General features: G+C 68.2%; 22 protein-coding genes. 11 read left to right on the top strand and 11 right to left on the bottom strand.

Annotated features, from left to right (window positions below; all coding sequences use genetic code 11):
- Positions 1-201: 201 nt before the first annotated feature.
- Both JSV65_18160 and JSV65_18165 read right to left on the bottom strand, forming a co-directional pair.
- Positions 202-867, bottom strand: coding sequence for a flavodoxin family protein (locus tag JSV65_18160; GenBank protein ID UCH34424.1), 666 nt, complete (start codon positions 865-867; stop codon positions 202-204).
- Complete coding sequence (locus JSV65_18165) at positions 851-1,669, bottom strand: hypothetical protein (protein UCH34425.1); 819 nt, start codon at positions 1,667-1,669, stop codon at positions 851-853. Before JSV65_18165 ends, JSV65_18160 begins: the two co-directional genes overlap by 17 nt.
- 157 nt (positions 1,670-1,826) lie before the next feature.
- On the opposite strand from JSV65_18165, the gene JSV65_18170 reads away from it, so the two are divergent.
- The 3 genes from JSV65_18170 to JSV65_18180 all read left to right on the top strand — a co-directional run bounded on the left by JSV65_18170 (position 1,827) and on the right by JSV65_18180 (position 5,960).
- Positions 1,827-3,668 carry a DUF2079 domain-containing protein gene (locus tag JSV65_18170; protein ID UCH34426.1) on the top strand — a complete coding sequence of 614 codons (1,842 nt, stop codon included), beginning with the start codon at positions 1,827-1,829 and terminating at the stop codon, positions 3,666-3,668.
- A gap of 90 nt (positions 3,669-3,758) precedes the next feature.
- A complete protein-coding gene (locus JSV65_18175; GenBank protein UCH34427.1) occupies positions 3,759-4,832 on the top strand; it encodes a hypothetical protein in 1,074 nt (357 codons plus the stop codon).
- A 21-nt stretch (positions 4,833-4,853) separates the two neighbouring features.
- Positions 4,854-5,960, top strand: a complete 1,107-nt coding sequence (locus JSV65_18180) for a hypothetical protein (GenBank protein ID UCH34428.1) — start codon at positions 4,854-4,856, stop codon at positions 5,958-5,960.
- A 56-nt stretch (positions 5,961-6,016) separates the two neighbouring features.
- On the opposite strand, the gene JSV65_18185 is transcribed toward JSV65_18180, so the two are convergent.
- The 5 genes from JSV65_18185 to JSV65_18205 form a co-directional block, all read right to left on the bottom strand.
- Positions 6,017-6,667, bottom strand: coding sequence for a class I SAM-dependent methyltransferase (locus tag JSV65_18185; protein ID UCH34429.1), 651 nt, complete (start codon positions 6,665-6,667; stop codon positions 6,017-6,019).
- Between the two features lie 24 nt (positions 6,668-6,691).
- Positions 6,692-8,812, bottom strand: a complete 2,121-nt coding sequence (locus JSV65_18190) for a hypothetical protein (protein UCH34430.1) — start codon at positions 8,810-8,812, stop codon at positions 6,692-6,694.
- 165 nt (positions 8,813-8,977) lie between these two features.
- The gene (locus JSV65_18195; protein UCH34431.1) at positions 8,978-11,128 is read right to left on the bottom strand and encodes a sulfatase; all 2,151 of its coding nucleotides are present in this window, start codon (positions 11,126-11,128) and stop codon (positions 8,978-8,980) included.
- Positions 11,129-11,214: 86 nt separating this feature from the next.
- Entirely contained in the window at positions 11,215-11,412 is a 198-nt protein-coding gene (locus tag JSV65_18200) for a hypothetical protein (protein UCH34432.1), read from the bottom strand.
- Positions 11,413-11,422: 10 nt separating this feature from the next.
- A complete protein-coding gene (locus JSV65_18205; protein ID UCH34433.1) occupies positions 11,423-11,596 on the bottom strand; it encodes a 4Fe-4S binding protein in 174 nt (57 codons plus the stop codon).
- 332 nt (positions 11,597-11,928) lie between these two features.
- Here JSV65_18205 and JSV65_18210 point away from each other — a divergent pair, with 332 nt between their 5' ends.
- Both JSV65_18210 and JSV65_18215 read left to right on the top strand, forming a co-directional pair.
- Positions 11,929-13,224: a hypothetical protein gene (locus JSV65_18210; protein UCH34434.1), complete on the top strand. Its 1,296-nt coding sequence runs from the start codon at positions 11,929-11,931 to the stop codon at positions 13,222-13,224.
- Between the two features lie 420 nt (positions 13,225-13,644).
- Complete coding sequence (locus JSV65_18215; protein UCH34435.1) at positions 13,645-13,806, top strand: hypothetical protein; 162 nt, start codon at positions 13,645-13,647, stop codon at positions 13,804-13,806.
- 111 nt (positions 13,807-13,917) lie between these two features.
- On the opposite strand, the gene JSV65_18220 is transcribed toward JSV65_18215, so the two are convergent.
- From JSV65_18220 to JSV65_18230, 3 genes are read right to left on the bottom strand one after another with little or no spacing between them, the layout of a single operon-like run.
- Positions 13,918-14,733 carry an amidohydrolase family protein gene (locus tag JSV65_18220; protein UCH34436.1) on the bottom strand — a complete coding sequence of 272 codons (816 nt, stop codon included), beginning with the start codon at positions 14,731-14,733 and terminating at the stop codon, positions 13,918-13,920.
- On the bottom strand, positions 14,733-15,482 hold the full coding sequence (locus tag JSV65_18225) for an amidohydrolase family protein (protein ID UCH34437.1): 750 nt from the start codon (positions 15,480-15,482) through the stop codon (positions 14,733-14,735). The genes JSV65_18220 and JSV65_18225 overlap by 1 nt, the downstream gene beginning before the upstream one ends.
- Positions 15,479-16,090: a class I SAM-dependent methyltransferase gene (locus JSV65_18230; protein ID UCH34438.1), complete on the bottom strand. Its 612-nt coding sequence runs from the start codon at positions 16,088-16,090 to the stop codon at positions 15,479-15,481. Before JSV65_18230 ends, JSV65_18225 begins: the two co-directional genes overlap by 4 nt.
- A 3-nt stretch (positions 16,091-16,093) precedes the next feature.
- On the opposite strand from JSV65_18230, the gene JSV65_18235 reads away from it, so the two are divergent.
- Positions 16,094-17,389 (top strand): SpoIID/LytB domain-containing protein, encoded by a 1,296-nt coding sequence (locus JSV65_18235; GenBank protein UCH34439.1) that lies wholly within the window; start codon positions 16,094-16,096, stop codon positions 17,387-17,389.
- A 62-nt stretch (positions 17,390-17,451) separates the two neighbouring features.
- Here the strand turns inward: JSV65_18235 and JSV65_18240 are convergent, their stop codons facing one another.
- A complete protein-coding gene (locus tag JSV65_18240; GenBank protein UCH34440.1) occupies positions 17,452-18,951 on the bottom strand; it encodes a type II/IV secretion system protein in 1,500 nt (499 codons plus the stop codon).
- Positions 18,952-19,340: 389 nt separating this feature from the next.
- Here JSV65_18240 and JSV65_18245 point away from each other — a divergent pair, with 389 nt between their 5' ends.
- From JSV65_18245 to JSV65_18265, 5 genes are all read left to right on the top strand, one after another.
- Positions 19,341-19,778, top strand: coding sequence for a DUF1232 domain-containing protein (locus JSV65_18245; protein ID UCH34441.1), 438 nt, complete (start codon positions 19,341-19,343; stop codon positions 19,776-19,778).
- 233 nt (positions 19,779-20,011) lie between these two features.
- Positions 20,012-20,917, top strand: a complete 906-nt coding sequence (locus tag JSV65_18250; GenBank protein UCH34442.1) for a TIM barrel protein — start codon at positions 20,012-20,014, stop codon at positions 20,915-20,917.
- Positions 20,914-21,951 (top strand): galactitol-1-phosphate 5-dehydrogenase, encoded by a 1,038-nt coding sequence (locus tag JSV65_18255; protein UCH34443.1) that lies wholly within the window; start codon positions 20,914-20,916, stop codon positions 21,949-21,951. Before JSV65_18250 ends, JSV65_18255 begins: the two co-directional genes overlap by 4 nt.
- Positions 21,952-22,021: 70 nt before the next feature.
- Positions 22,022-23,059 (top strand): alcohol dehydrogenase catalytic domain-containing protein, encoded by a 1,038-nt coding sequence (locus JSV65_18260; protein ID UCH34444.1) that lies wholly within the window; start codon positions 22,022-22,024, stop codon positions 23,057-23,059.
- Positions 23,060-23,071: 12 nt separating this feature from the next.
- Positions 23,072-24,586, top strand: coding sequence for an efflux RND transporter periplasmic adaptor subunit (locus JSV65_18265; protein ID UCH34445.1), 1,515 nt, complete (start codon positions 23,072-23,074; stop codon positions 24,584-24,586).
- Positions 24,587-24,589: the final 3 nt, after the last annotated feature.

The raw sequence follows: 24,589 nt of genomic DNA on the forward strand, positions 1-24,589 counted from the left end.
CCTTATCCTCTTGCCCCAACGTCGGAAAACCCGCCCAAAGCGGCACAACTACGAAATGCTCGTCTTGCCGGTCCAGCGGAATCTGATCCGGCCCCAGCGGTGCCTCATAGTGCCGCTTGATCGTCCCGAACCGGTACGCCAGCGCCGAGCCGATGCGCCACACGGAGTACGCGACGACGATTGCCAGGAACGCCCACGCCGCTATCTTGAGCCAGCGATCCGTTCCCGGCTCGGACCACCGCTTTCGCATGCTACACCTTGCTCCCGCAGCCCTGCGACCGCTGATTCCCCGAGCGTCTGCGCTTCCTCGATGAGGTCTTCCCGCGACTGCGCGGCCCCCGCCTCGCGCAGCCGGGCGCCGACCAGCGATCCCGCGGTCTCCGCCCCCGCGGCCCACAGCACCTTCTCCAGGTACGCGGCGACCTCGCGCCCCTCGTCATCCGTTTCCGCCTCTTGTACGACCACCGCGAGCCCGCGCCGGTCGCCGGTCAGGCGCCGGTGATAGTCTCCGTCGAAGCTAAAGAACGCATAAAGGCGATCGATTAACGACTTCAAGTGCGCGCTGACGTGGAACCAGTACACCGGCGTCCCAAACACCCATACCTCCGCCCGCTCCAGCTTGCGGTACAGCGCCTGCATGTCGTCCTGAATCGCGCACCGCTTCGTCCGCGGTGCCTTGCACGCGTCACACCCCAGGCAGCCCTTCACGTCCAGCTCTGACACGAACACCAACTCGGTCGCCGCGCCGGCCTTCTCCGCGCCCTCGAGCACCTTGGTCAGCAGAAACGCCGTGTTGCCGTCGCGCCGCGCGCTGCCGCATATCGCCAGCGCCCGGATGCGCCCGCGCCCCTTACGCTTGACCGCCATCGAGCTTCACCTCCATCCCGTCGTATGCCGCCTCGACCCCGCGCTCCCGCAGCAGCTCCCCAAGCTCGTCGTGCGCCGGATTGTTGCGGTGCGAGAAATGGGTCGCGATAAACCGCCCGCCCGGCTTGAGCAGCCCCTCCTTCTCCGCTCGCGCCCGGTGCGCCGCGATTTCCTCCAGGTTGGTGTGCCCGGGCGACCGCTCCGAGCCCATCGTTTCCTCCATAATGATCGCGTCGAACTCGTGCTCCGCCAGCGCCTCCCACACCTCGTCCAATGGCTCACCGGTGTCGCACGCATAGAGGATCTTCCGTCCGCCGCGCGCCACCGCGTAGACCATCGGCGCTTCAGTCCCGTGCCGTGCCGGGAACGTCCACACCTCCGCGTCGCCCGCGGAGAACCGTTCGCCCGGGCCCACGGCGGCCGGCGTGACGACGAGTTCCTCGAAGCGCTCGAACGCCTCGATCTCGCGCGCCACCTCGGCCGGGCCGTAGATCGTGAGCAGCGGCAGCTCGCCGACCCGGAAGTGCGGATGCCGCCAGCGCAGCACGTCGAGGTCGAAGTGATCCGCGTGCGCGTGGGTGATGAGAACGGTGCGTAGGTGATGCAGGCGCAGACCGTAGGTGAGAGCCGCGTGGATCACATCCGGTCCCAGGTCAATCAGCAGATCGTCGTCAATCAGCAGCGACGAGCGGCACCGCACGCTGTGCCCGCCGATCTGCCGTGCGCGCTCGCAGTTCTCGCAGCCGCAAAACACCGCCGGGTACGCCTCCGCCGCGGCGGTGCCCAGGAACAGGAGCCTCATCACCGCACCTCGCTGTTGCACTTCGCCTGCAACAGATGCTCTCCTTCCGCCTCGCCCGTGGTTCCCCGCCTCCCCGAAAGCCTCCGGCGCGCCCCGCCTGTCGCTTGACGCATGCGTCGCACCCTGCGTAGAATCATCTCGCACACGGAGCTCGATCTTGTCAGACCACGTCAGCCCTCAACGGCGCAGCCCGCTCGTGGCTTTGCGCGAGACGCTGCTGCCGGACGGCCTTGGTGTCGCGGACCGGTGGGTCTGCGCGCTCGTCGTGGTCTGTTTCTGCTGGCCCGCCCTGGTTATCTTCGTCGAGCAGACGATTATCGCCGTCTCCACCATCACCCAGTCGCTCGGCATCGCCGTGGGCGCGGTGGCGTTCGGCGCGATCTACGCCGTCATCGCGTATCCCCTGCTGCGCAGCGTCCCGCGCTCGCTGCGCGCGGTGTCGGCAATCGCCCTTGCGCTCGTGATTCCGGTGTGCATCCGTTTCGCCTTGACCGGTGTGTTCCTCCCCGGCCTGCGCCCCAGCGCCGGTTGGCTGCTGCGCGTCGTCCTTAGTACCGCGGCGCTCTATGCGACCGCGCGCTGGCTCCGGCGGCGCCACCTCTTCTACGTGGTAGGACTGTTCGTCATCATCACCACCGCGATCGCCTGGCACCACTACTATCGCGGCGACTGGATCGTGGATCTGTTCACGTTCCGCCAGGCGCTGTGGACGACGCTGCACGGGCAGGGCTTCTTCTACGCGTCCGACGAGGGCGGCTCTCACTTCGGCACGCACAACTCGCCGATGTTCTTCCTCCTGCTGCCGCTGTATGCGATCTGGGATTCCGGCGCTCTGTTGATGCTCGTGCAGAGCGTCGCCGTCGGCCTGTCCGCCTATCCCGTGTACGGCCTCGCGCGCGACCGCCTCGACGAAAAGCCGGCGCTCGTCCTCACCGTCGGCTTCCTCCTGCTCCCGCCCGTCATCGGGCCGACGCTGACGATGTTCAAGGAGTTCCCGTTCGCCCTGCCGCTGTTCCTCGCGGCGTTGCTCGCGTTCGAGCGGGGCCGGTTGAAGGCTTTCACGGCGTGGGCCGCCGCGTTGCTGCTGGTGCGCGAGACCCTGGTGATAACCGTCATCCTGTTCGCCCTCTACGCGTTGCTGCGCCGCCGCTCGTGGCGCTGGGTGGTCATACCTGCGGCGATCGGCCTCGCGTGGGGCGCGTTTTCGTTCGGCGTCGTCATGCCGCACTTCTTCGTCCCCGGGAAGTCGGATCGCCCCTTCCTCGCGCTCTACGGCGAACTCGGCTCCAGCATGCAGGAGGTCGCCGTCAACGTCGTCAGGCATCCCGCCGCCGCCGCGGACCGGCTGTACAGGCGCGAGAACATGGACTACGTGGAGCATCTCACCCGCCCGTTCGGCAGGTTCCTGCCCTTGGGCAGCGTCGTCACCGCCTTCGCCGTGCCCGACGCGGTCATGGTCGGCCTGTCCCGGCATCGCGGCTGGCCGACTCACGATGTCTCCGCGAATTATCACGTTATCATCGCCGCCGCGCTCGCGGCCGCGATGCTCTACGCTCTGCTTGGGCTCACGCGGCGACTGCGATTGACCCACCTCCCGACGTATCTCGCCCTCGGGCTGTTTTTCGTCACCGCGCTTGCGGACGCCCTGCCCATCATCTGGGATCCGCCGCGCGCCGGCATCCTGCCGGACCGCGACGTGCGCGCGCGGCAGGAGATCGTCGCCATGATCCCGCCCGAGGCGTCCGTCAACGCGACCTATCGCATGCTCACCCAGCTCGCGCATCGGCGCGAGGTCTATCCCGTCATCCCCTTCACCAAGCACGCTCAGCGCTGGGTGTCCACGGACTACGTCATCATGGCCGACGAGGTGGGCAACCAAGTGCTGATGGATCGGCTGCGTGCGGAGGGTTACCGACTGGTGGCGACCAGAGGCTCGTTCGTGGTCTATCAGAAGCCCGGCGCGCCGCCGCTGGGGAGCGGCGGCGGCGCGCGCGACTAAGCCCGGGGCAGGAGAGACGCCCCTGCCCTGCGAAGTTCTTGTTCTCGCGGCGCAGCCCAGAATACATCGTGCCGCACATGGAGACCAGCTTTGACCCATCGCGAGCGCTTCGTGCGCACTATGCACTACGAACCCGTGGACCGCATCCCGGTCTGGGATTTCGGCTTCTGGGAGCAGACCATCGCCGAGTGGCGCAAGCAGGGGCTGCCCGAGGGCGTGTCAACCGACGAGTTTTTCGGCATGGACAAGCAGTGGCACGGCGTCCCCGTCAGCCTCGGCATGATCCCCGGGTTCGAGGAAATCATCTACGAGGAGGACGAGGAAACCCAACTCGTGCGCGACGGCGGCGGCGTCGTCTGCCGCCGCTCCAAGAGCGGCACCAGCATCCCGACTTTCGTCGAGTTCCCGGTCAAGAATCGCGCCGACTTCGAGGCGATGAAGGAGCGCTACGACCCCGACGACCCGCGCCGCTATCCCGCGGATTGGGACGAGCGCGTCAAGCAGTATCGCGATCGCGACTACGCCCTCGGCATCGGCGGCGGCGGCTTCTTCGGCTGGGTGCGCGGCTGGATGGGCGTGGAAAACACCTGCATGTGCTTCCACGACGACCCGCAGCTCATGCACGACATGATGCACTTCGTCGCCGACTTCGTGTGCCGCGTCATCGAGCGCGCCCTCGCCGAGGTCGAGATAGACTACGCGTCGTTCTGGGAGGACATGGCGTACAACAAGACGTCGCTGATATCCCCCGCGATGTTCCGCGAGTTCATGGTGCCGCGCTACCAGAAGATCACGGGCTTGCTTGCCGCCCACGGCGTTGACGTGAATGTCGTGGACTGCGACGGCAACATCGAGGAGCTGATCCCGCTGTGGCTCGAGGGCGGAGTCAACTGCATGTTCCCGCTCGAGGTCGGCGTGTGGGGCGCCAACGCCGTCGAGTATGCGCAGCAGTACGGCCGCGAGTTGCTGATGATCGGCAACATCAGCAAGCGCGCCCTGTCGGGCAGTCGCGCCGACGTCGAGCGCGAGGTGATGTCGAAAGTCCCCCCGCTCGTCAAGCGCGGCGGCTACATTCCAACGCCCGACCACCGCGTCCCGCCCGACGTCCCGCTCGCGAACTACCAGTACTACCTCGAGTTGATACGGCAAGTGGCGGTGGGGTAGTCAATCCATCGGGCTGCAGCGATGACACCCGGCCAACGCTTACGTGCGACATATGAGTTCCAGCCGATAGATCGCCTCTACCGCACCGAGTTCTACATCTGGGAAGAGGCCATCGCGCGCTGGAAAGCCGAGGGCCTGCCGGACGACTGGGCCGAACGGAACTTCTTCGACTTCGATCCCGCCGGCAGATTCGACACCGGCGTCAACCTCGGTTGGTGCGAGCCGCCCTTCATCCCCGCCTTCGAGGACAAGGTCGTCGAAGCCCACGGCGACTACGAGATCATCCAGGACGTCGCCGGCAGGCTGCTCAAGGTCTTTACCGGCAGAAGGCACGGCTTCATGCCGGTCTACCTCAACCACGTCGTCACCGGCATGGCCGATTGGGAAGCGGTAGCCCCGCGGCTCGATCCGGGCAATCCGACGCGCTGGCATGGCCTGGCCGACACCGTCCGCGCGCGCCGCGAGGAGGCCGATGAAGCGGGCGGCCTGCTCACCCAGCGCGTCATCGGCGGCTACATGTATCTGCGTTCGCTGATCGGGCCCGAGGATCTGCTCTACATGATTCACGACCAGCCCGACGTGATCCGCGCCGCGATGCGGGGGTGGCTCGACCTGATGGATGCCGCGCTGGCGTTCGTCCAGGCGGAAGTCGAACTCGACGAGGTGTTCATCGCCGAGGATATCTGCTACAACCACGGGCTGCTTATCTCACCCGCGAGCATGCGCGAGTTCCTGCTGCGCTACTACGACGAACTGCTGACCAAGGCGAGATCGCGACAGACGCGCCCGCTGCATTTCCAGGTGGACACCGACGGTGACTGCCGCCCCGCGATTCCGCTCTACCGCGAGGTCGGCATGACGGCAATGTCGCCGTTCGAGGTCGCCGCCGGGTGCGACGTCGTCGAGATCGCGAAGCAGTACCCCGATTTGGTCATCCTGGGCGGCATTGACAAACGCGTGCTCGCGGCGGGGAAGGGTGCGATCGAATCGGAACTGCGGCGCATCATCCCGTTCATGCTCGACCGCGGCGGGTATTACCCGACCTGCGACCACGGCGTGCCGGACAACGTCAGCCTGGAGAGCTACCTCTACTACCGCCGCCGTGTCTGCGAGCTGGATCACGGGTGACGCGGTCTGCCGTCACAACGCTGTAGGGCGGGCATGCCGATAGTCGCCGAGCCGCCTCATACCTGCCGCTTGCGCGCCACGACATACCAGTGCCAGATGCCGGTGGGCTCGCCGTCCATCTCACGTTCCGCGAGCGACTCGATCTCCAGACCGGCAAGCAGGTCTCTGATCTCCTGCTCCGTGCAGTAGTGATGCGGCACCGGACCTTCGCGATGGTTGTCATCCACCCACGTGCCCGGCTCGATCTCGCGCCCCTTGCCGCATTCGCGGTGGCGCGGGGTCGGCGTCGCCCAGACGAGCACGCCGCCGGGCGACAGCTTGCGCTCGATGCAGTGGATGATCCGCGCGAGCGTCGAGCGCTCGGAGTGGTGGATGACCTGGGTCGAGATCACGAGGTCAAAGCAGCCGTCGGCGAAGGGGAATTCCGTCATGTCAATCCCCAGCAGGTTGGCGTGCAGCCCCGCCTCATCGAGGTTCTTGCGGCAGGCGGCTATCGCCGCCGGCGCGTTGTCCGTCGCGGTGACCTCGAAGCCCCGGTGCGCCAGGTACACCGTGTGCCGCCCTAGGCCACAGCCGATATCCAGGACGCGCGTGCGGCCTTCCGCCGCCAGCGCGTCCGCTGCAGCGACCACTTCCGGCAGCGGCGGCCTTTCCCGCCACCGCTTCGCGATGTCCGGATCCTGCCACAGCCTCTGCCATCCGCTCACTGCGCTCCTCCGTGCGGTCTCAGCTCATTCGTCGGGCGGCGTCGGCGACCAACCCAACTCGCCCTCGGGATCGTACAGCCGCAGGTACACGCCCCACGCGCCATGCGCGCGCGTGACCTTGACCAGCATCCAGTTCCACCCCTGACGGAAGTGCGCGCGCGGCTTGTCCTCATCACGCTGGGGCGAGCGGCCGATGGCCTCACCCCAGACGAGTTCCCCGTTGACCCACAGCTTCCCGCCGTCGCCGGTGCCCAGGAGCACCGTGCGCATGCCGTCGTCCGGCACATTGACGTACGTCAGGCAGTACGCCACCGCGTCGCGCTCCGCGAACGCCGACAGCAGATCGAGGTAGCCGTTCGCCTCGGCCTGCACCCGCCGCCAGCGCACCCGCTCGCCGCGCTTGCCCTGGTACACCGCGTCCAGCCTGATCTCTCGCTCCGGCGGATAGGCCGCGTCGTATCCCGGCATGTCATCCCCGGTGTTGTCGAACGGCCCGATTACCGACCACGCCTGCGGCGGATACCCCACGTCATCTGTCCACAGCGCCCGCAATCCGATGCCATACCCGGTCGCGCGCTCGTTTCTCCCGACCGCGACGAACTTGTACGTGCGCATTCCGCGTGGCAGGTCCATGACGCCCACCCGCACCATATCGCCCGGTACGGTCACCGCGCTGTATAGATCAACCGGCTCGCCGACCGGCTCGTCGTCCACGTAGAGCTGCGCGATGCCGCGGTCGGGGCCGGTGGTCAGCCACGCCTGGATCTCCTCGCGCTCCGGGCGCCCCATGCGGCACTCGAAGGAAAACCAGTCACCCTCCTTGCTGCCCGTCATGACCAGCTCTCCGCCCTCCCACGGCAGGCCGATCTCCGACCACGGCCGCACCCACGCCCTGGCGCCCGGCGCGTGCTTCACGTTGTACAGCTCGCTCAGTGTCCAATGATCCCCGAGCGGCGGCAGGGGCAGCGGGGTCGTCCTTGTCGTCCCCTGGGAAGTGATCGCCTTGTTGAGAGCCGTCACGGACTCCACCCACTGCCGCGCGGTCCCGCCGAACGTGTACGTCGGTTCGCGCCCGCCGGGCATGTACAGCAGGGGCCACGCGCCCAGGAAGAACCAGTAACCGTCCGAGCGCCGGCACGCCCAGTAAGCGCTGTCCGCCATCTCGCGGGGATACCACACCCGCTCGGCGGGGACGAGATTGAAGCCCGTGACCGCGACGAAGTCCAGACCGAGCGCATCGTAATCCGCCTGCTGGCGCTCGATCTGCGGCCCGTAGCCCCAGATGTACGTGGTCTCGTCGAGGAGCATGAACGGCGTCGCCGGTGTGCCAAGGCCGCGCGCGAAACGGATGTCCCAGTCAATGCGGGAATCGCGCTCCTGCGGCGCCACGTAGATCCAGGGGTAACTGGCGAACACGAACCCGGGTGCGGTCGCGTCAATCTGCCTGCGGATCCCCGCGAGGATGGCGACCACCGCGTCGTCCTGGAACTCGCGATAGCGGCTCCACAGGTTATTCTCGACGATCCACCCCAGCCGCTCGGCGGCGGGCCGAGACGCGCTCTCCTTGCCGACGGATTTCACGAACGCGGCAAAGCAGTCGTCGCAGAAGCAGTACGTCATCGGGCCGACGGACGTGTCGCGCAGATTCGGGTAGTCCTCGATGTCGAACAGCAGCCCGGTGACGGCAGGATGGCGCGCGCGCAAGCGCGCCGCCGCGAGCGCCTGCGTGCCCAGGGTCGCCTGCCAGTAGCGCTCGTCCGTAGGGCACGGTGCGACGGGGATGAGCATGCCGTCTGATCCGACGTAGCGGCGCGGATCGTCGGAGTGCTTGAGGTAATCGTCGGTCTTGAAGTACGTCACGAGCATAAGCCGCAGGCCCGCGTCGTCGGCTGCCCTGAGGAGCGGCGCGAGGGCCCTTAGCGGCGCGCCGCCCCATTGGACGAGCGCGGAGTTGAAGCCCATCGCGCGGAGCTGCGGGATGGATTTGACGATCAGCTCGCTTGCATCGAGGTACGCAATGCACCGCACTTTCTCGCGCCGGTACCACGCGTCGTCGTCGGCACGGCCCACTGCCGCGGCGCCCGCGAGCAGCGGCACGAACGTCAACCAACCCAGCGCAATCCAACATTGCCTGGCACCATGCATCTCCGGGCTTACTCCTTGTCTCATGAGTGGCGGTGGTCGCCGCTCGGGATAAGGTGAAGGGTACATGTCCTTGCCGCAGCGCGCCTTCACCGCCGCATCCGGGCAAGGCGTTCTCTGTTCCCGCAGCCAGACCGACCTCGAACGGGTGACTGCCTCCGCTCTCCGCTAGTCGGCAGTATACCCGAGGCTGCGCAGCCGCTCGCGCATGTCCGGCGTCAGCTGCACCTCGCCCGGGCGCGCGCCGCCACCTCTCGCCTCCTGCGTGATCCACGTCTTCAGCATTTGGCGCTCGCGCGGCGCAACCTTTCCGTCGCCGCCCAGGTCGCGCCGCTCCATCGGATCGCGCCCTACGTCATAGACCTCCGTTCGCCCCGTCGCGGCGTGATAGATCACCTTGTACCGCTCGGTCCTCAGGCATTTCTGCTCGTCCCCGTACAGCAGCCCTTCCGCGAACAGCGGGCGCTCCGCGTCGCTCGCGCTCAGTGCCGCCATAAGCGAGCGCCCCCGCATGGGCCCGTGGTAGCGTACGCCGCCGACATCGAGCACCGTCGGCGCCAGGTCAATCAAACGCACCTGCCGCTTGACGCGCCGCGGCGATGACGCGTCGGGCAGTTTGACCATGAGCGGCACCCGCAAGATCTCATCGTGCAGCGCGTGCCCGTGCCCGAGATGCCCGTGATCCCACAGCTCTTCCCCATGATCGGCGGTGATGACGATCAGCGCCGGCTCGTACAGCCCCGCCTCACGCAGATAGTCGAGCAGCGCTCCCGCCGAGCGATCGGCATAGCGCACCTCGTAGTCGTACAGCGTTCGCACCGCGGCGCGCACCGCCTCCGAAAGCTGCGGCTCCGGCTTCCCTTCGTCCATCCAGGAGCCCGTGCAGCGCAGCGGCACGCCGCGCAGCGGAGGCAGGCTCGCCCGCACCGCCGCGGGAATCCCCGGCGGTAGATACGGCTCGTGCGGGTCCATGTAGTGCACCCACAGGAACTTCGGCGCGCGTGACTCCCGCTCCCGGAGCCACCTCGTCGCGGCGGCGGTCAGCCAGCGCCCCCCCTCTCGACCGGGCGCGCCGCGGTGGAGCACGGTCTCTCTCGTCGGCCTCACGTACGGGCGCCGCGCGAACCACCCCGCCAGGCTCGCGTGCCGCCAGCCGAGCAGCGCGCGCGTCGGCGACGGCCGCCGCCAGGGCGGCTCCGGCGGCGCGCTCTGCTCGTTGCGAAAGTAGTCGAAGCCCCGGCACCAGCCAAGCCGCCGGTCGAGGTATGGGTTTGCGATTTCCGCAGCGGTCTCGTACCCCGCCTCGGCGAGGATCTCCGCCAGCAGCGCAGGCGCGTGCCCGACACCTCGCAGACGGTAGTCGCGCATCGGCGTGGGGCGCGGGGGATCGGGCGCGGCCGGCGCCATCCCCAGTTCCCTCGGATAGCGCCCGGCGAAGATTGCGGCGAACGAGTCGGCGGTCCACGGCGCCGCTGCGAACGCCTCCTCGAAGACGATCGCTTCGCGCGCGAACGCGTCGAGGTTGGGAGTAAGCCCGTCGTCCGCTCCGTAGCACCCGAGCCGATCCGTGCGCAGCGCGTCAATCGTTATCAGCACCACCGGCGGCCGCGACCGCGCATCCAACGCGCCAACGGCGAGCCACGCCGCCAGCCCCGGCGCCGGGAGAACAGCGGCCACCATGCGCCACCACCGCGCGCGCTCCCCCGTTGCCGCGAGCCATCGCCCGACTATCGCGAGCACGGCGATCAGCGCCAGAAGCCCCGCCCCGGTCGCCGTCGCGCGCAGCCACAGCGCCTCGTTGCCCCAGCGCGCATAAGCGGCACCCCACGCGGCGCCGATGGCGAGCGGCACAATCAAGACGACGCCCGGGCCCGGCTGCGCCAGACGCGGCAGTCTCCTGGAGATGCGCGGCACGACGACGAACGCGCCCACCGCCGCCGCTGCCCCCAGACATGCAGACCCCGCCCACGCGACGGCCGTCGGCGGGCCGGGGTTCAGCCAGACGCGCGCGATGAGCGCAAAGGCAATCGCGCCTACCGCTAGAGAGGAATACACGTGAGGACGACTGAATACGCGCACTCGCCTGCGGATAACGAGTGCCGTGACCGCGACCGCGGCGCCGCACAGACCCAGCAGAAGCCACAGCGCGGCAGCGTCCACCGCTGCCGCCTGTGTGATCCCGAGGATGAGCCCGCCGGGCGCCTCCAGTGTGTCCCGCGTCGCCCCGAAGAGCGCGCCGGCGTGAATCGCGCCGGCGGTCGCGCCCCACCCAAGCCCGGCAAGCGCTCCATGCCTTAGCTGTGACACCACCTCACGCATCTATCGCAAGCCGGACGGCGCGCTGCGCAGGCCGCTCGCTGTCGCGGAGCCGGTGGTCGCGAGGACAACCGGCGGCGGGGTCGCCTTCAGCCATTGTCCTCGGCGCTCGCCTCAGGCGGCGGATTCGCCTCAGGCTGCGGGACGCTCGTCCTCGACCGCAGCCACAGCCAGAACTCCGGCTTTCTCGCCAACCGCAGCCCGAGCGCCACCATCCACACCAGCCCCATGAGCAGGATCGGCGCGTATGCCAGCAGCAGCACCAAGCTCACCAGGTTCTCGCTCATCTTGCCTCGCTCACTCATCCGCCGGCAGTGCCGCGTCCGCCGGGCACACTTGCGCGCACAGCCCGCAGTCGGTACACAGCTCGGGGTCTATCGTGAACACCTCCCCCTCGCTGATCGCGTCGGCCGGACATTCGTTGAGGCACGTTCCGCATCCCGTGCACTCGTTGGTTATGGTATGAGGCATTGCCGTACCTCCAGACCACCCGGCGCCCATCGCAGCGACGCCCGCAATCTCCCCCCACTGATTGATTCTTTGACGGCTCGCATCGTCATCCCTGCCGCCTGCGGCGCACGGCAGGACATTGCCCCGCCGAGCCGAACACCTCAGCTATCACCTCGCGCGAGCGAATGATTGCCGCCCTGCGCCGACCCGGGGCGGCAGCCCGCCGACGCAACCATGGTGGCCGATGACCGCGCACGAGCCTGCGATGCTCGCTGGTGCGCGCGCAGCGGCTCCGAAGGCCAACGAAGGTGTCCGGGACAGACGCCCGTCGTACGAGTACCACGCGATTTGCCATGACGCTTGGGGTCGTCCTCCTCGTCGTGGTCGTCGCGGTGTACCTGCTGCTGGTCGCCGACCTGCGCAGAACCCTCAACCAGCGGCTCGCGGATCTGCGCGCCGCGGGCATCCCCACCAGCCTGGCGGAAGCAGCCCCGCCGCCGGCGCCCGACGCCGACAACGCGGCGCTGCTCTACGAACAGGCCATCGCGCGGCTCGACCTCTCCATCCAGGACAGCGACGCCGTGCGCGCGGTGCTGGTGACCGGCAAGCCTGTTGATCGCGCCGCTCTTGCGCGCGTGGAAGGGATCCTGCGCCGCAATCGCATCGTGCTCGACCTCCTCGCGCAGGCCGCCCGCAAGTCGAGTTGCCGGTTCTCCATTGACTGGGATGTCAATGCGCCCGGCGAGCTGCAACAGGCCTACCTGCGCGACATGCGGCCGATGGCCAGGCTCCTCGCCGCCGACGCCCGCGTCGCTGTCTATCACGGCGACTTCGGCCGCGCTGCCGAGTCCTGCCGCAACGGGCTCAGCATGGCAGGCCACGTCGCCGCCGAGCCCACTCTGTTCTCTTTCCTGTCGAGCGTTGCGGTCAACGCGATCATGCTGCGCCCTCTGGAGGAGACGCTTGCGAGCGGCGACTTGGATCACGAGACCTGCGCCGCCCTCTTCCGCGAGCTGGAGCGGCCTGATATGCACCGCGCTCTGCGTCGAGCCCTGGAGTTGGAAGCCACCGGCGCATTCTGGCTCTTCGAGGCGGCGGAGCAACGGCCCCGGGATGCCCGCGCAGGCCTCGAGCACATGACGGGTTCGCGGGTGCCGGTCGTCCTCTACCTGAACCCCGTCGCAAAGCCCGTGCGGATGAGCGACGAGATCGCATACATCGCCAGCGTCGAGAAGAACCTTATACTGGCTGAGAAGCCGTACCGCGAAGCGGCCGCCCTCTACGCGCAAGCGAGGGCCACGAACAGAACTCCCATCTATCATCTGGTGAGCCTGATGTTTCGTGGGCCCTCCGAGCGTGCCGTCGTCGCGCGCGATCGCGTCATCGCCATGCGCGGCGGGATGCAGGTCGCCCTCGCGCTCGAGGCCTACCACACCAAGCGCGGCACCTATCCGAACACCCTCGACTCGCTGCGCGACTACCCGGGCTGGGAACTGCCGCCTGACCCATTCTCCGGCGAGCCGCTCATGTATCAGCGCCACGGCGAGGGGTACGTGCTCTACAGTTGGGGCTATGACCTCGATGACGACGGCGGGCGCCCAGCCCGGGCCGGCGGCGAAGGCGACCTGGTCTGGCAGTTCGACAGGTAAGGGGCAAGGGGCTGAGATCCGCGGCCTACGCACTGCGGCCCCCTTGGCCTGAACCAGGCGAGAGAGCGCGGCGGCGCGCGGGAGTCGGACCGAGCCTGCACAGCCGGCCTGCGAGAGCAAGGGCGCCCTTCGCCCCGGCGTTAGCAGCAAACCTATGTTTTCTTTAATTCGAAAAAATGCCGCCTCGCGAGGAAGGAGGAGCACGTCGAAGGCAGAAGCGTTGTCTCGGTGGTCCGAGATCTTGCCCCGAGCATCGCCCGTCTGACGGGCTCGTTCGGCAAGGACTTGTCCGGACAGTCCGTCGAGCAGGCTTCTTCGACTTTGCTCGCGGCGGGTTAGGACAAGCTGGTCGGGCACGTTCGCGGCAGGCAGCCCTCGGGCCGGGTCGAAGCAACAGTCGCAGCCAAAGGAGGTGAAGCGATGGAAGCCTATTGCGTCAAGTGCAAGGCGAAGAGAGAGATGCAGAACCCGCAGCAGGTCACGATGAAGAACGGGAAGCCCGCCACCCAGGGCATATGCCCGACGTGTGGCACCAAGATGTTCAAGATCGGCGGCGCGAAGAGCAGTTGCTGCAGCGGCTAGCCGCACGGACAGGGAGTAATCTACTGGGGCGCGGATGCCTTCCGCGCCCTGTTTCTTTGATCGGCTGAGCGCGGAGGCCCTGGCGGCAGAGGGGCTATCCGCTCTCCTCCCTCACAACAGGCGCAGCAGAAACGCGGCGTTCCCGCCCAGAATCGCGTCGCGCTCCGCAGCGGGCAGCTCCGAGGCGTGGACCTTGGCCACCGCCGGCAGGGGGTATTGCAGCGGCGCGCCCGTGCCCATGAGGAGCCGCTCGGCCCCAAAGTGCTCGGCGAGCACATCAACGCACCCCACCGGGCCTTGGACGCCCGAGAGGTCGAGCCAGACGTTGTCCGCCGCCAGCAGCGCCTCCGCCTCGGCATAGCGGGCCATGCACGCGATGATGCGCGCCTCGGGCACGGCCCGCGCCAAGTCGGCGACCTCATCGGCGGGCACGGCTGGCGCCATCATCCGCGGATGGTGGTGGCGCTCGTCCTGCATCCGCAGGGAGATGAAGACGGCGAGCCCGGATGCGGCCGCCTGGGTGACCGCCGCGCGCGCCTCGATATCGCCGAGCGAGTACGCGTGGTAGTTCGGGAACAGGCGCATGCCCGGCGCGGAGGCTCCCAGCGCCGCCTCCAGGTCGCGCTCCCAGCCGGGGAAGGCGGGATTGACGGCGGGGATGGGAACGAAGAACCCGCCGGTCCGCTTGAGCGCGCGCAGCAGTTCGCAGTTCGCTGCTTCGCACTCCTGGCGGAAGATCGCGGCGAGCGGCGACACGAGCGCCCGCGTGATGCTGACCCCTTCCAGAGCGCCCCGCAGGGCCGTCGCAGTGCGGTGGCGCTGCGGCCGAAACGGCCACTCCCCGAGATACGCATTCGCGTCAACGACGAGGGCTGGCGTCGAAGCACGGGCTCCCTGTGGCGCAGTAGGGCCGTTGCAGGAAAGCATCAGCTCCCCCGTCCCGCAAGCCGCGCCAGGCGCGCGAAGTTCCCGCCCAGCACGAGGCGCCGCGCACGCACCGGTATGCGCGCATCGGTCACCTTCGCCAGGTTCACGGCCAAGTCGCCGCCGTGCGCGTCTGAGCCGAACAGCACGCGCCGAGCGCCGAGCTCCTTCACCGCGGCCTCGATCATCCCGTCCTCCACCACGCTGCCCGAGGTGTCCACGCTGACATTGGGCTGATCGCGCACGGCGCGAATGCCGCGCACCCAATTGCCGCCGATGTGCGCCATGATGAATTGAACGTCAGGGAAATCGGCCGCCGCGCGGGCCACATCTTCGGGGTAGGACTCATGCGGCAGGTTGCCCGTTATCTTGTGCCAGGCATGATGCAGCACCGGCACGCGCAGCTCCCGCGCCTTCTCCAGCACCGGCCGCACGCGTTCGTCGGTGGCGCGGCAGGCAACCCACAGCTTCAGCCCTACGAACCCCCACTCCGCCACACACCGCTCGAACTCCTCCACCGCCTGGGGATAGCACGGGCTGACGTACGCGAGCCCCAGGACCAGCCCCGGGTATTCCTCCATGAGCCGCCGCACGTCCCGGTTCCCCTGCTCGCACTCCTCGTGGGACGGCTCGTACGCCCACGAGCCCAGCGAGCTGACGACCAGGCGATCCACCCCCAGGCGCTCCGCCTGCCGCACGAGGCGCGGGTCGAGCCCTGCCCCCTGCGGGTGAACGTGGCAGTCTATGATCACGCGACCTTCTCCCGTCGCTGCGAGCGATACACGCGGTAGCCCGCCTTCTTCTTGACCTCGGTAACGTCGCCGAACGTTCGCTCCATGCGCCGGGCGAACGTTGCGACCCCGCGCCGCATCCGCCCAACGAGGTAGAACCACCCTCCCGCCAGCAGCGTGCGGTGCGCGGCCTCGATGAAGCCGAACACCGCGCGGTTTCCCGCATGAACCGGTGGGTTGGTCACCACGACATGGAATAGATTATCAGCAAGACAGTCGGCGCTGTCGGCGAGCACTGTGTGGGCGTTGGCGATGCCGTTGAGGGCGATGTTGGCTCGGGCCAGCTCGATCGCGCGCGCGTTGCGGTCGAGCAGGACGGCCATCCCCTCTGGCGCCAACCCCGCTGCAACGATGCCGAGCACCCCGTAGCCGCAGCCGAGGTCGAGCACATGGTCGGAGACGCGGATCTCCATCACCTCGGCGAGCAGGCGTGTCCCCGGGTCCACCCGCGTCGCGGAGAACACGCCGGCGTCGCTGCGGAAGCGAAAGCTCCGGCCGCGGATCTCGGCTGCGATGTCTATCGGTCGTCGGGTGCTCGTCGGCTTGCGCGCAAAGTAATGGTCGGTCATGACATGATGCCTAACGTCGAACGGAAACTTCCAGCACCAGCGGGGAGGCACCTGCCTCCGCTGGCGCGGCTCGCCGCACCCGGCGCGGCCGCGCTGGCCATCGCCCTATGCCTCGGAGCGCTTCTCGCTCCGGCCCGTGCGGCCGGTGAATCGGTGCTCCGCGTCGGGCTGCTGGGCGCCGCATCTGCCAACCAGTGCCGGGTGACAGTCGCGCCGAGTGGCCCGCAGGCGGGGGAAATCGAGCTGGAGTTCCGTGCCGGCGACGGCGGCCTGCTGCTGGCGCTGCGCGGGAACGACGTGGCGCGCGTCGCTCCGGCGGGCGACGGCGTCGTGGTACGTGACGGGCGGGGGCGCGACAAGCGCGCGCTCATGCTCGTCGCGCGCGCGCGCGGCGGTTTTGTCGCCGTGACCAAGGATTCGACCCAGCCGCTGCCCTACCGCGGCGAGTTGGAGTTCACGGCGTCCGGCGGCCGGCTGCGCATCGTCAACACGGTCGAGTTGGAGGGCTACCTGCGCAGCGTCGTGCCGGCGGAGATGCCGCGGCTGTTCCACGAAGAGGCGCTCCGGGCACAGGCGATCGTTGCGCGGACGTACGCGCTGCGCGCCGGCGCGAGGCACGCCGCCGACGGCTTCGACGTGTGCGACAGCTCTCACTGCCAGGAGTACCGCGGCGCCCTGGCGGAGGCGCCGGAGACCGACGCCGCGGTGATCAGCACGCGCGGCCGGGTGCTGATATTCGATCGAGCCCTCGCCGACATCAGCTACCACTCCAGCTGCGGTGGGCACACTGCGGCTGCGGGCGATGTGTGGAACGGCGGCCGCCGGCTGCCCTACCTCGCCGGGGTCCGCGACAGCATCGGCGGCAGCCCCGCGTGCGCGCATGCCCCGCAGTTCTGGTGGAGCGCCGACATATCGCGCGATCAACTCGGCCGCATCGCGGGCGGCAATGGCGCGGCCGCCGCAGTCGGTGGCCTCGCCGTCACGCGGAGGTCGCCCGAGGGGCGCGTGTTGGAGGTGCAGATCGGCTCGGGCGGCGGCGGGCACACGATGAGCGGGTACGAGTTCTACCGTCGCTGCGCGGGTGTGCTCGGATGGGGCAAGATGAGAAGCGCCTGGTTCGACGTGAAACCCGGCAGCGGCGGGTGGCGCGTGATCGGGCGAGGCGCGGGTCACGGCGTGGGCATGTGCCAGTGGGGGGCGCAGGGCCGCGCGGAATCGGGCGCCTCGGCGCGCGGGATCCTGCAGGCGTACTTCCCGGGAACGGAACTGCACCCGCTGGACACGCTCGCTGCAAGGTAAACGGCTTGCGATTCTCCGGGTGCTGCTCGCGCAGCCGCGTGCTTCCCAGAGGCGGCGAGGGGCTACGCTTCGACGTACACCGCGCGCAGGATCTCCTCTACCGTGGTAATGCCCTCGCGGGCCTTCTGTATGCCATCGTCGCGCAGGCTGCGGCAGCCAAGTTCGCGCGCGAGATGCCGGATCTCGGTCGCTGACGCCTTGCGCACGACGGCGGAGCGGACGCTGTCCTCGACGACGACGATCTCGAACACCGCGACCATGCCGTGATACCCCGTGCCCCGGCACTCGTTGCAGCCGCGCCCGCGGTAGAACACCGGGTTGGGATCGGTGATCCCGAGGCGCCCGAGGATGGCGGGCGACGGCCGGTGCTCCTGCTTGCACGCTTTGCAGACGCGGCGCACCAGGCGCTGCGCGATGATCGCGCACAACGAGGACGCCACGAGGAACGGCTCGGCGCCCATGTCAATCAATCGGATCGGCGCGCCCGCGGCATCGTTCGCGTGCAGGGTGCTGAACAGCAGGTGCCCGGTGAGCGCCGACTGGATCGCCATCTGCACCGTCTCCAGGTCGCGAATCTCGCCGACCATGATGACATCCGGGTCCTGGCGCAGGATGTGGCGCAGGCCGGCGGCGAACGTCAGCCCGATCTTCGGGTGCACCTGGATCTGCGTCACGCGCGGCAGTTGGTACTCGACCGGCTCCTCGATGGTGATGACGTTCTTGCTGATGCGGTCCATCTTCATCAGGCCCGCATACAGCGTCGTCGTCTTGCCGCTCCCGGTGGGCCCGGTCGCCAGCACCATCCCGTACGGCCGCCGCAGGATGTCCTCCATCGTCTCCAGGTGATCCGGGCCCAGGCCGAGATCCTTGAGCCGGCGCATCCCGGAGTACTTCGGCAGCAGCCGCAACACCACGGTCTCGCCGAACACCGACGGCACCGTGGAGACCCGCACGTCGTACGCCTGACCGTTGAAGCGCCCCTCGAAGCGTCCGTCCTGGGGCAGGCGCTTCTCCGCGATGTTGAGCCGGGCGAGGATCTTGAGGCGCGACACGATCGAGGCGTGGTAGTCAATCGGCAGCGTCATGTTATCGTACATGACGCTGTCGACACGGAAGCGCACCATCAGTTTGCGCGGATGGGGCTCGACGTGGATGTCGCTCGCCCGCTCGGCGGTCGCCGCTTCGAGGAGCCGGTTAACCGCGCTGACCGCGGGCGCTTGCTCGACGAGATCGGCAAAACCGTCGGGCACCTCGGCTGCCTCCGGGGCCGTCGGCAGCACCGCCTCCATCTCCTCCATCTCGTCGCTGTAGTAGCGCAGAATGCCGCGCTTGATGACGTCCGCCGCGGCCTTCGCGGGCTTGACCTTCAGCCCCGTGACGCGCGTCACCTCGTCTATCACCCACAGGTTCTCCGTGTCCGGCATCGCCACCACGAGGTGGCCTTGCTCCTCGCGCACCGGGAACACTCCCAGCCGCTCGCAGAACTGCCTGGGCAGGAGCCCTAAGGCCTCACCGTCGCCGTACAACTCGTGTTCGGAGTAGATCTCCTCGACTTCTTCCATTTGCCGCATCCCACCCACCGGCGCACTGCGTCATTGCGCCGCGCCGTACAGGCCACAAAGCCCGCGGCTTCGCGGCCCGGGCTGGTGTCCTGTGCTGTTGTCAACCGCCATTATACCATAACTCGAACACATGCGCTCCGCGCCCGCCGGCTCGCGCGGGAACCGCGACTAGTTTCCAGGCGCGGCGCCGCCCATCATCGGACATTGCGGAACCGTCTTTTCGACGTGCCGCCCGCCCGCTGGGTTCCGTGCGATGTGGCTCCGCTCGTCAGTTGTGAATGCCGAGCGCGTGTGCGGCGGGTTGACGGCGCGCGCCGCCGGTGGTACATTCCAGTTGAGGGCGTGCTCGCGTTCACCCCGACGATATATTGAGCTTCGAGGAAAGGCGCATGTCCGAGGAGAAATCGGCGACGACAGAAGAGACCACACCCGCGATCCCGGAACCACGCGCGCGGGCCAAGCGCCAGCTTCGCGAGTTGCTCCTCATGCTGCCCAACCTCGCCAAGCTCCTCGGCCGGCTTGCGGTGCACCCCGATGTGCCGGCGCAGGAGAAGGCGCTCCTCGCCGCGACTATCGCCTACCTCGCGATGCCGATAGACATCATCCCCGATTTCGTGCCCGGTCTCGGCCAGGTGGACGACATCTTTCTCGTCGCCGTCGTGCTCCAGCGGCTCATCAACTCGGCGGGCGAGGACTTGGTGCTGCAGAACTGGGACGGCGATCCGAAGCTCCTGTCCATCATTCAGCAAATCCTCGAGGTCTCGACTTACTTCCTGCCCAAACCCATGCGCGAGAAGCTCGTCGGACATGTGAGCGCGAATCGGTAAAGGCGCCGTCATCCGCGCCGCCGCTCGGCAGGGCCTATCCGCGACTGTCTCCCGGCAAACTCCTCAGCGGGCATCCTTAATGTGGTCGTCCGCCGGTCTCCGCCACCGGCGGTTCATCGCGCAACCCGACGGTCACACCTCCCACCTTGGCAAAAGCCTGTGGACAGTATAGAATATGCCCGTGAGGCTCGGAGGTGTGGAGGCCGCCGGGCCGTTTCCGTCTCGGAACAACTATGGCCCGCTTCCGCCTGGCAATCAACGCCGGTTTCGCGATCAATCGCTTCCCCGAGCCGGAGGTATGGTTGCGCATCGTCGGGCAGGAACTCGGCGTGCGCTGCGTGCAGTTCGTCGCGGATCTGCTCAATCCGTTTCTGCCGCCGGTCGTGGTTGAAGAACAGCTCGCTCTCCTCAGCGAGCACGCCGATCGCAACGGCGTCACCATCGAAACCGCGTTCACCAGCGCGTTCACCCGCGTGAATCATGTCCTGCATCCGGATCCCTCGGTGCGTGAGGCATGGGTGCAGTGGTTCGAGCACTTCCTTGGGATCGCGCGGCGCCTCGGCGCGCGCGGCGTCGGAAGCCACTTCGGGATTCTCTCTGTGCGCGATTTCGAGGATGACGCCCGTCGCCGCGAGCGCGTCGAGCAAGGCATCGCCGCCTGGCAGCGCCTCAGCCGGCGCGCCGCTGACCTCGGGCTCGAGTTCCTCATGTTCGAGCCGATGAGCGTGCCGCGCGAGATGGCATCCACCATACCCGAGACCCGCGACCTGCTCGAGCGCGTCAACGACGGCGCGGCGGTGCCCATGCTGCTGTGCCTCGACGTGGATCACGGCGATGTCTCGCACCCCAATGCGACCGACCCCTACGTCTGGCTGCGCGAGTTCGCGGTGCACGCCCCGGTGGTGCACATCAAGCAGAGCAAGGCCGACAAGTCCGGGCACTGGCCTTTCACCACGGAGCATAACAAGGAAGGCATCATCACCGGCCCGAAGGTGCTGGAGGCGCTCGAGCACGGCGGCGCGACGGATGTCTCGCTCGCGCTGGAACTCTCGCACCGCGAGCGCTACCCGCACGAGTACCGGGTGCTCGATGATTTCCGCGAGTCCGTGGCATACTGGCGGCAGTACGTGAGCGAATGATGCTGGCAGCGGTTCTGCATGCGATAGGCGATCTGCGCGTCGAGCATGTGCCCGACCCGGAGCCGGGCCCTGGCGAGGTGCGCCTGCGCGTGCATGCCTGCGGCATTTGCGCCTCCGACGTCCCGCGCATATTCGAGACCGGCGCGTACACGCTTCCGCTCATCCCCGGCCACGAACTGGCGGGCGAGGTGGATTGCCTCGGCCCCGAGGCTCACGGCCTGGAACCCGGCATGCGCTGCGCGGTCTATCCGCTGATCCCGTGCGGGGGATGCGATAGCTGCCGCGCGGGGTTGACCAACCTGTGCGATGCCTACGACTACCTCGGTTCGCGCGCGAACGGCGGGTTCGCGGAGTATGTGCTCGCGCCGGCAGCGAACTGCGTTCCGTTGCCGGACGGCGTCAGCTTCGCGGCGGGTGCGTTGACCGAGCCGTGCGCGGTGGCGCTGCACGCGGTGCGCCGCGCGCAACTCGCGGTGGGCGATTCGGCGGCGGTGTTCGGCGCGGGAGCGATCGGGGTCGTCATCGGCCTGCTGTGCCGGATGGCGGGCGCGCGAGTTCTCATGGTTGACGTGGACGAGCGGAAGCTCGCAGCCGCCGCCGAGTTCGGTTTGGGCGACGGGCTCGATGCGCGCGGCGAAGCGGCGCAGCGGCTGCGGGAGGAAACGGACGGCGCGGGCGTCACGGTCGCGTTCGAGGCGGCAGGCGCCCCGGCGGCGTTTCGCGATGCGGCGGCGTCCGTCGCCAAGCGCGGGACGCTGGCGCTGGTGGGCAACATGGCGGGTGACGTGACGATCCCCCAGGACGAGTATTCGAGTCTCCTGCGCCGCGAAGTGCGCGTCTTGGGCAACTGGAACTCCATTGCGCGCGGCCTGGCACAAGGCGATTGGGCAGTCGTGCTGGAATTGATGAATACTGGAGATGTGCCGGCGGAGAAGCTCGTCACCCATCGCTTCCCGCTCGCACGGGTCGGCGAAGCGCTGGCGCTGATGCGATCCGGGGAGTTCCACCACCGCGTGGTGCTGGAGACGGGATGACGGGACGCCCGGTGTGGGAGCGCACGGCGGCGCCCTGATTGAGCCGGCGGGTGATAGCGGAGACACGTTGATGCGAGCGGCGGTACTCGAGGACTTGGACAGAATGGTTGTCACGGAGGTTCCGGACCCGGAGATCGGCCCGGGCGAGATCCTCGTCCGCGTTCGCGCGTGCGCCGTCTGCGGCTCGGATGTCCGCATCTATCATTACGGCAACCCGCGTGTCGGGCCGCCGCAGATCCTCGGTCACGAGATCGCGGGCGACGTGGTCGCGGTCGGCGCAGGCGTCGAGAAGTTCAAGGTCGGCGACCGCGTCGCGACCGCCGCCGACGTGCCGTGCGGCGTGTGCGAGTTCTGCCGCAGCGGCATGGGCAACAACTGCGCCATTAACTACGCCCTCGGCTACCAGTTCCAGGGCGGCTTCGCGGAGCTGCTCCCGCTCAACCAGATAACCGTCAACTACGGCCCGGTGCACCACATCCCTGAGGGCATGAGCTACGAGACGGCGACGCTCGCCGAGCCGCTGGCGTGCTGCCTCAACGGCCTCGAGCGCAGCTTCCTTCAACCCGGTGACAGCATCCTCATTATCGGCGCGGGCCCGGCGGGCATCCTGCTCTGCGAGGCCGCCAAGGCTTTCGGGGCGACGCTGGTGATTCTCGCTCAGCGCTCGCGCGGGCGGCTCGAACTGGCGCAGAACTTCCGCGCCGACGCCTTTGTCGCCACCGCGGAACAGGATCTGGTCGAGGCGGTCATGGGCCTCACCGACGGGCACGGCGTGGATATCGCCATCACCGCCTGTGCCTCGCCGGAGGCTCAAGAGCAGGCGCTGGCGGCGGTACGCCCGCGCGGGCGGGTGAATTACTTCGGAGGATTGCCCCGCGGAAGCCGGAACATCAGCCTGGACAGCAACATCATACATTACAAGGAGTGCTACGTTCACGGCTCTCACGGCAGCGTTCCCAGGCAGCATCGCGTGGCGCTCGACCTGATCGCCAACCAGCAGGTGCGCGTGGAAGGCCTGATCACGCACCGCTTTGCGCTCGACCGGATCGCGGACGCCTTCGCCGCGCAGGAGCACAGGGACGGGCTCAAGGCCGTGGTTGAGCCATAGGAGCATGCTAAAGTGAAACGAGGACTGCGCATCGCCCTGTTCGTCATCATCCCGCTGGCACTGCTCGCGGGGGGCGGACTCTATCTTCGCCATCGGCTGCGCAAGCCGCCGCCTAAGCCGGAGACGGCCACCGTCGAACGCGGGCGCCTGGTGGTCAAGGTGTCGGAGACCGGCGCCGTTGAGCCGCTCACCAAGGTTGAGGTGAAATCCAAGGTCAGCGGGCGCATCAAGAACATGTACGTCGAGGAGGGCGACACCGTCACCGAAGGGCAAATCATCGCCGTGCTCGAGGTGCCCGAGTTGGAGTCGCAGGCGGAGCAGATCCGGGCGAGCCTCAAGGCGTCCGACCGCCGGGTGGAGCAGGCGAGCGAAAGCTACGAGGTGCAGGTCCTCCGCAACAAGCGGGAACTGGAGCGAGCGCACGCCGCCGTGAGCGAAGCGGATGCGCGCCTGAAGGAACTCACGGCCGGGGCGCGGCCCCAGGAAATCGCCCAGGCGCAGGCGGACGTCGACCAGGCGCGGGCGCGGGTGGATGAGACGAAGCTCATCCTCGACCGCAAGCGCGAGCTGCTGGCCAAGGGATTTATCGCCGCCCAAGAAGTGGACAGCGCGCGCACCCAGTACGACACCGCTCAGGCGGCGCACGAGAGCGCGCAGCAGCGTCTGGCATTGGTCAAGGAGGGTCCACGGGTCGAGCAGATCCGCGCCGCCGAGATGCAGTTGGAGCAGACGCGAACGGCGGTCGCCCTCGCCGAGGCGGAGCGCCAGCGCGAGCGCGTGCAACTCGCGCAAATCGAAGAGGCCAAGGCCGCACGCGAGCAGATCGCCAAGGTCCTTGAAGAGCTGGAAACCAAGCTCGGCGACGCCATCGTTACCGCCCCGCGCTCGGGGCAGGTGATTCAGGCCAATATCCGCGCGGGCGAGCTCATCACCTCCGGCGTCGCGACGTTCACCAGCGGCATGACCATCTGCACCATCGGCGACATGTCGAAGATGATCGTGCGCGTCTACGTCAATGAGGTGGACATCAGCGAGCTGCGCCTCGGCATGCCGGTCGAGATCACGCTCGATTCGCTCAAGGGCGAGGAGTTCCACGGCACGGTGACGCGGATCGCGCCGGCCGCGTACGGCAGCGCCACGGCCCAGCCCGCGCCGCCGGGACAGGCCCAGGTGGTGCGGTTCTCAGTTGAGATCGAGATCACCGACGCGACGCCCGCCGTGCGCCCGGGAATGACCGCCGCCGTTGATATGATTTCGGCGGACCGTAAGAACACCTTGTACGTGCCCAACGAGGCCATCCGCCGGCAAGGCAAGCGGAGGTTCGTGCGGCGCATGGCAAGCGACAAGTCGGCGAAGGTCTTTGTGACGACGGGCCTCAGCAACGACGCGTTCACGGAGGTCCTCTCCGGGCTTCGCAAGGGAGACGAGGTGCTGCTGTTCAAGGCCGACGATATACCGTCGCGCAAGACCATCGACATCGAGCCCGGCCCGCACGGCGGGGGCGGCGGCGGAGGCAGGCGGCGCTAGGTC

Source organism: Armatimonadota bacterium, assembly GCA_020354555.1.
Classification (GTDB): domain Bacteria; phylum Armatimonadota; class Hebobacteria.

Bases quoted from the DNA above. Each gene is read 5' to 3' on its own strand.
- JSV65_18160 (UCH34424.1), bottom strand. From the start codon at position 867: ATGGCGGTCAAGCGTAAGGGGCGCGGGCGCATCCGGGCGCTGGCGATA.
- JSV65_18165 (UCH34425.1), bottom strand. From the start codon at position 1,669: ATGAGGCTCCTGTTCCTGGGCACCGCCGCGGCGGAGGCGTACCCGGCG.
- JSV65_18180 (UCH34428.1), top strand. From the start codon at position 4,854: ATGACACCCGGCCAACGCTTACGTGCGACATATGAGTTCCAGCCGATA.
- JSV65_18190 (UCH34430.1), bottom strand. From the start codon at position 8,812: ATGCATGGTGCCAGGCAATGTTGGATTGCGCTGGGTTGGTTGACGTTC.
- JSV65_18195 (UCH34431.1), bottom strand. From the start codon at position 11,128: ATGCGTGAGGTGGTGTCACAGCTAAGGCATGGAGCGCTTGCCGGGCTT.
- JSV65_18200 (UCH34432.1), bottom strand. From the start codon at position 11,412: ATGAGCGAGAACCTGGTGAGCTTGGTGCTGCTGCTGGCATACGCGCCG.
- JSV65_18205 (UCH34433.1), bottom strand. From the start codon at position 11,596: ATGCCTCATACCATAACCAACGAGTGCACGGGATGCGGAACGTGCCTC.
- JSV65_18210 (UCH34434.1), top strand. From the start codon at position 11,929: ATGACGCTTGGGGTCGTCCTCCTCGTCGTGGTCGTCGCGGTGTACCTG.
- JSV65_18215 (UCH34435.1), top strand. From the start codon at position 13,645: ATGGAAGCCTATTGCGTCAAGTGCAAGGCGAAGAGAGAGATGCAGAAC.
- JSV65_18220 (UCH34436.1), bottom strand. From the start codon at position 14,733: ATGCTTTCCTGCAACGGCCCTACTGCGCCACAGGGAGCCCGTGCTTCG.
- JSV65_18230 (UCH34438.1), bottom strand. From the start codon at position 16,090: ATGACCGACCATTACTTTGCGCGCAAGCCGACGAGCACCCGACGACCG.
- JSV65_18235 (UCH34439.1), top strand. From the start codon at position 16,094: ATGATGCCTAACGTCGAACGGAAACTTCCAGCACCAGCGGGGAGGCAC.
- JSV65_18240 (UCH34440.1), bottom strand. From the start codon at position 18,951: ATGGAAGAAGTCGAGGAGATCTACTCCGAACACGAGTTGTACGGCGAC.
- JSV65_18245 (UCH34441.1), top strand. From the start codon at position 19,341: ATGTCCGAGGAGAAATCGGCGACGACAGAAGAGACCACACCCGCGATC.
- JSV65_18250 (UCH34442.1), top strand. From the start codon at position 20,012: ATGGCCCGCTTCCGCCTGGCAATCAACGCCGGTTTCGCGATCAATCGC.
- JSV65_18255 (UCH34443.1), top strand. From the start codon at position 20,914: ATGATGCTGGCAGCGGTTCTGCATGCGATAGGCGATCTGCGCGTCGAG.
- JSV65_18260 (UCH34444.1), top strand. From the start codon at position 22,022: ATGCGAGCGGCGGTACTCGAGGACTTGGACAGAATGGTTGTCACGGAG.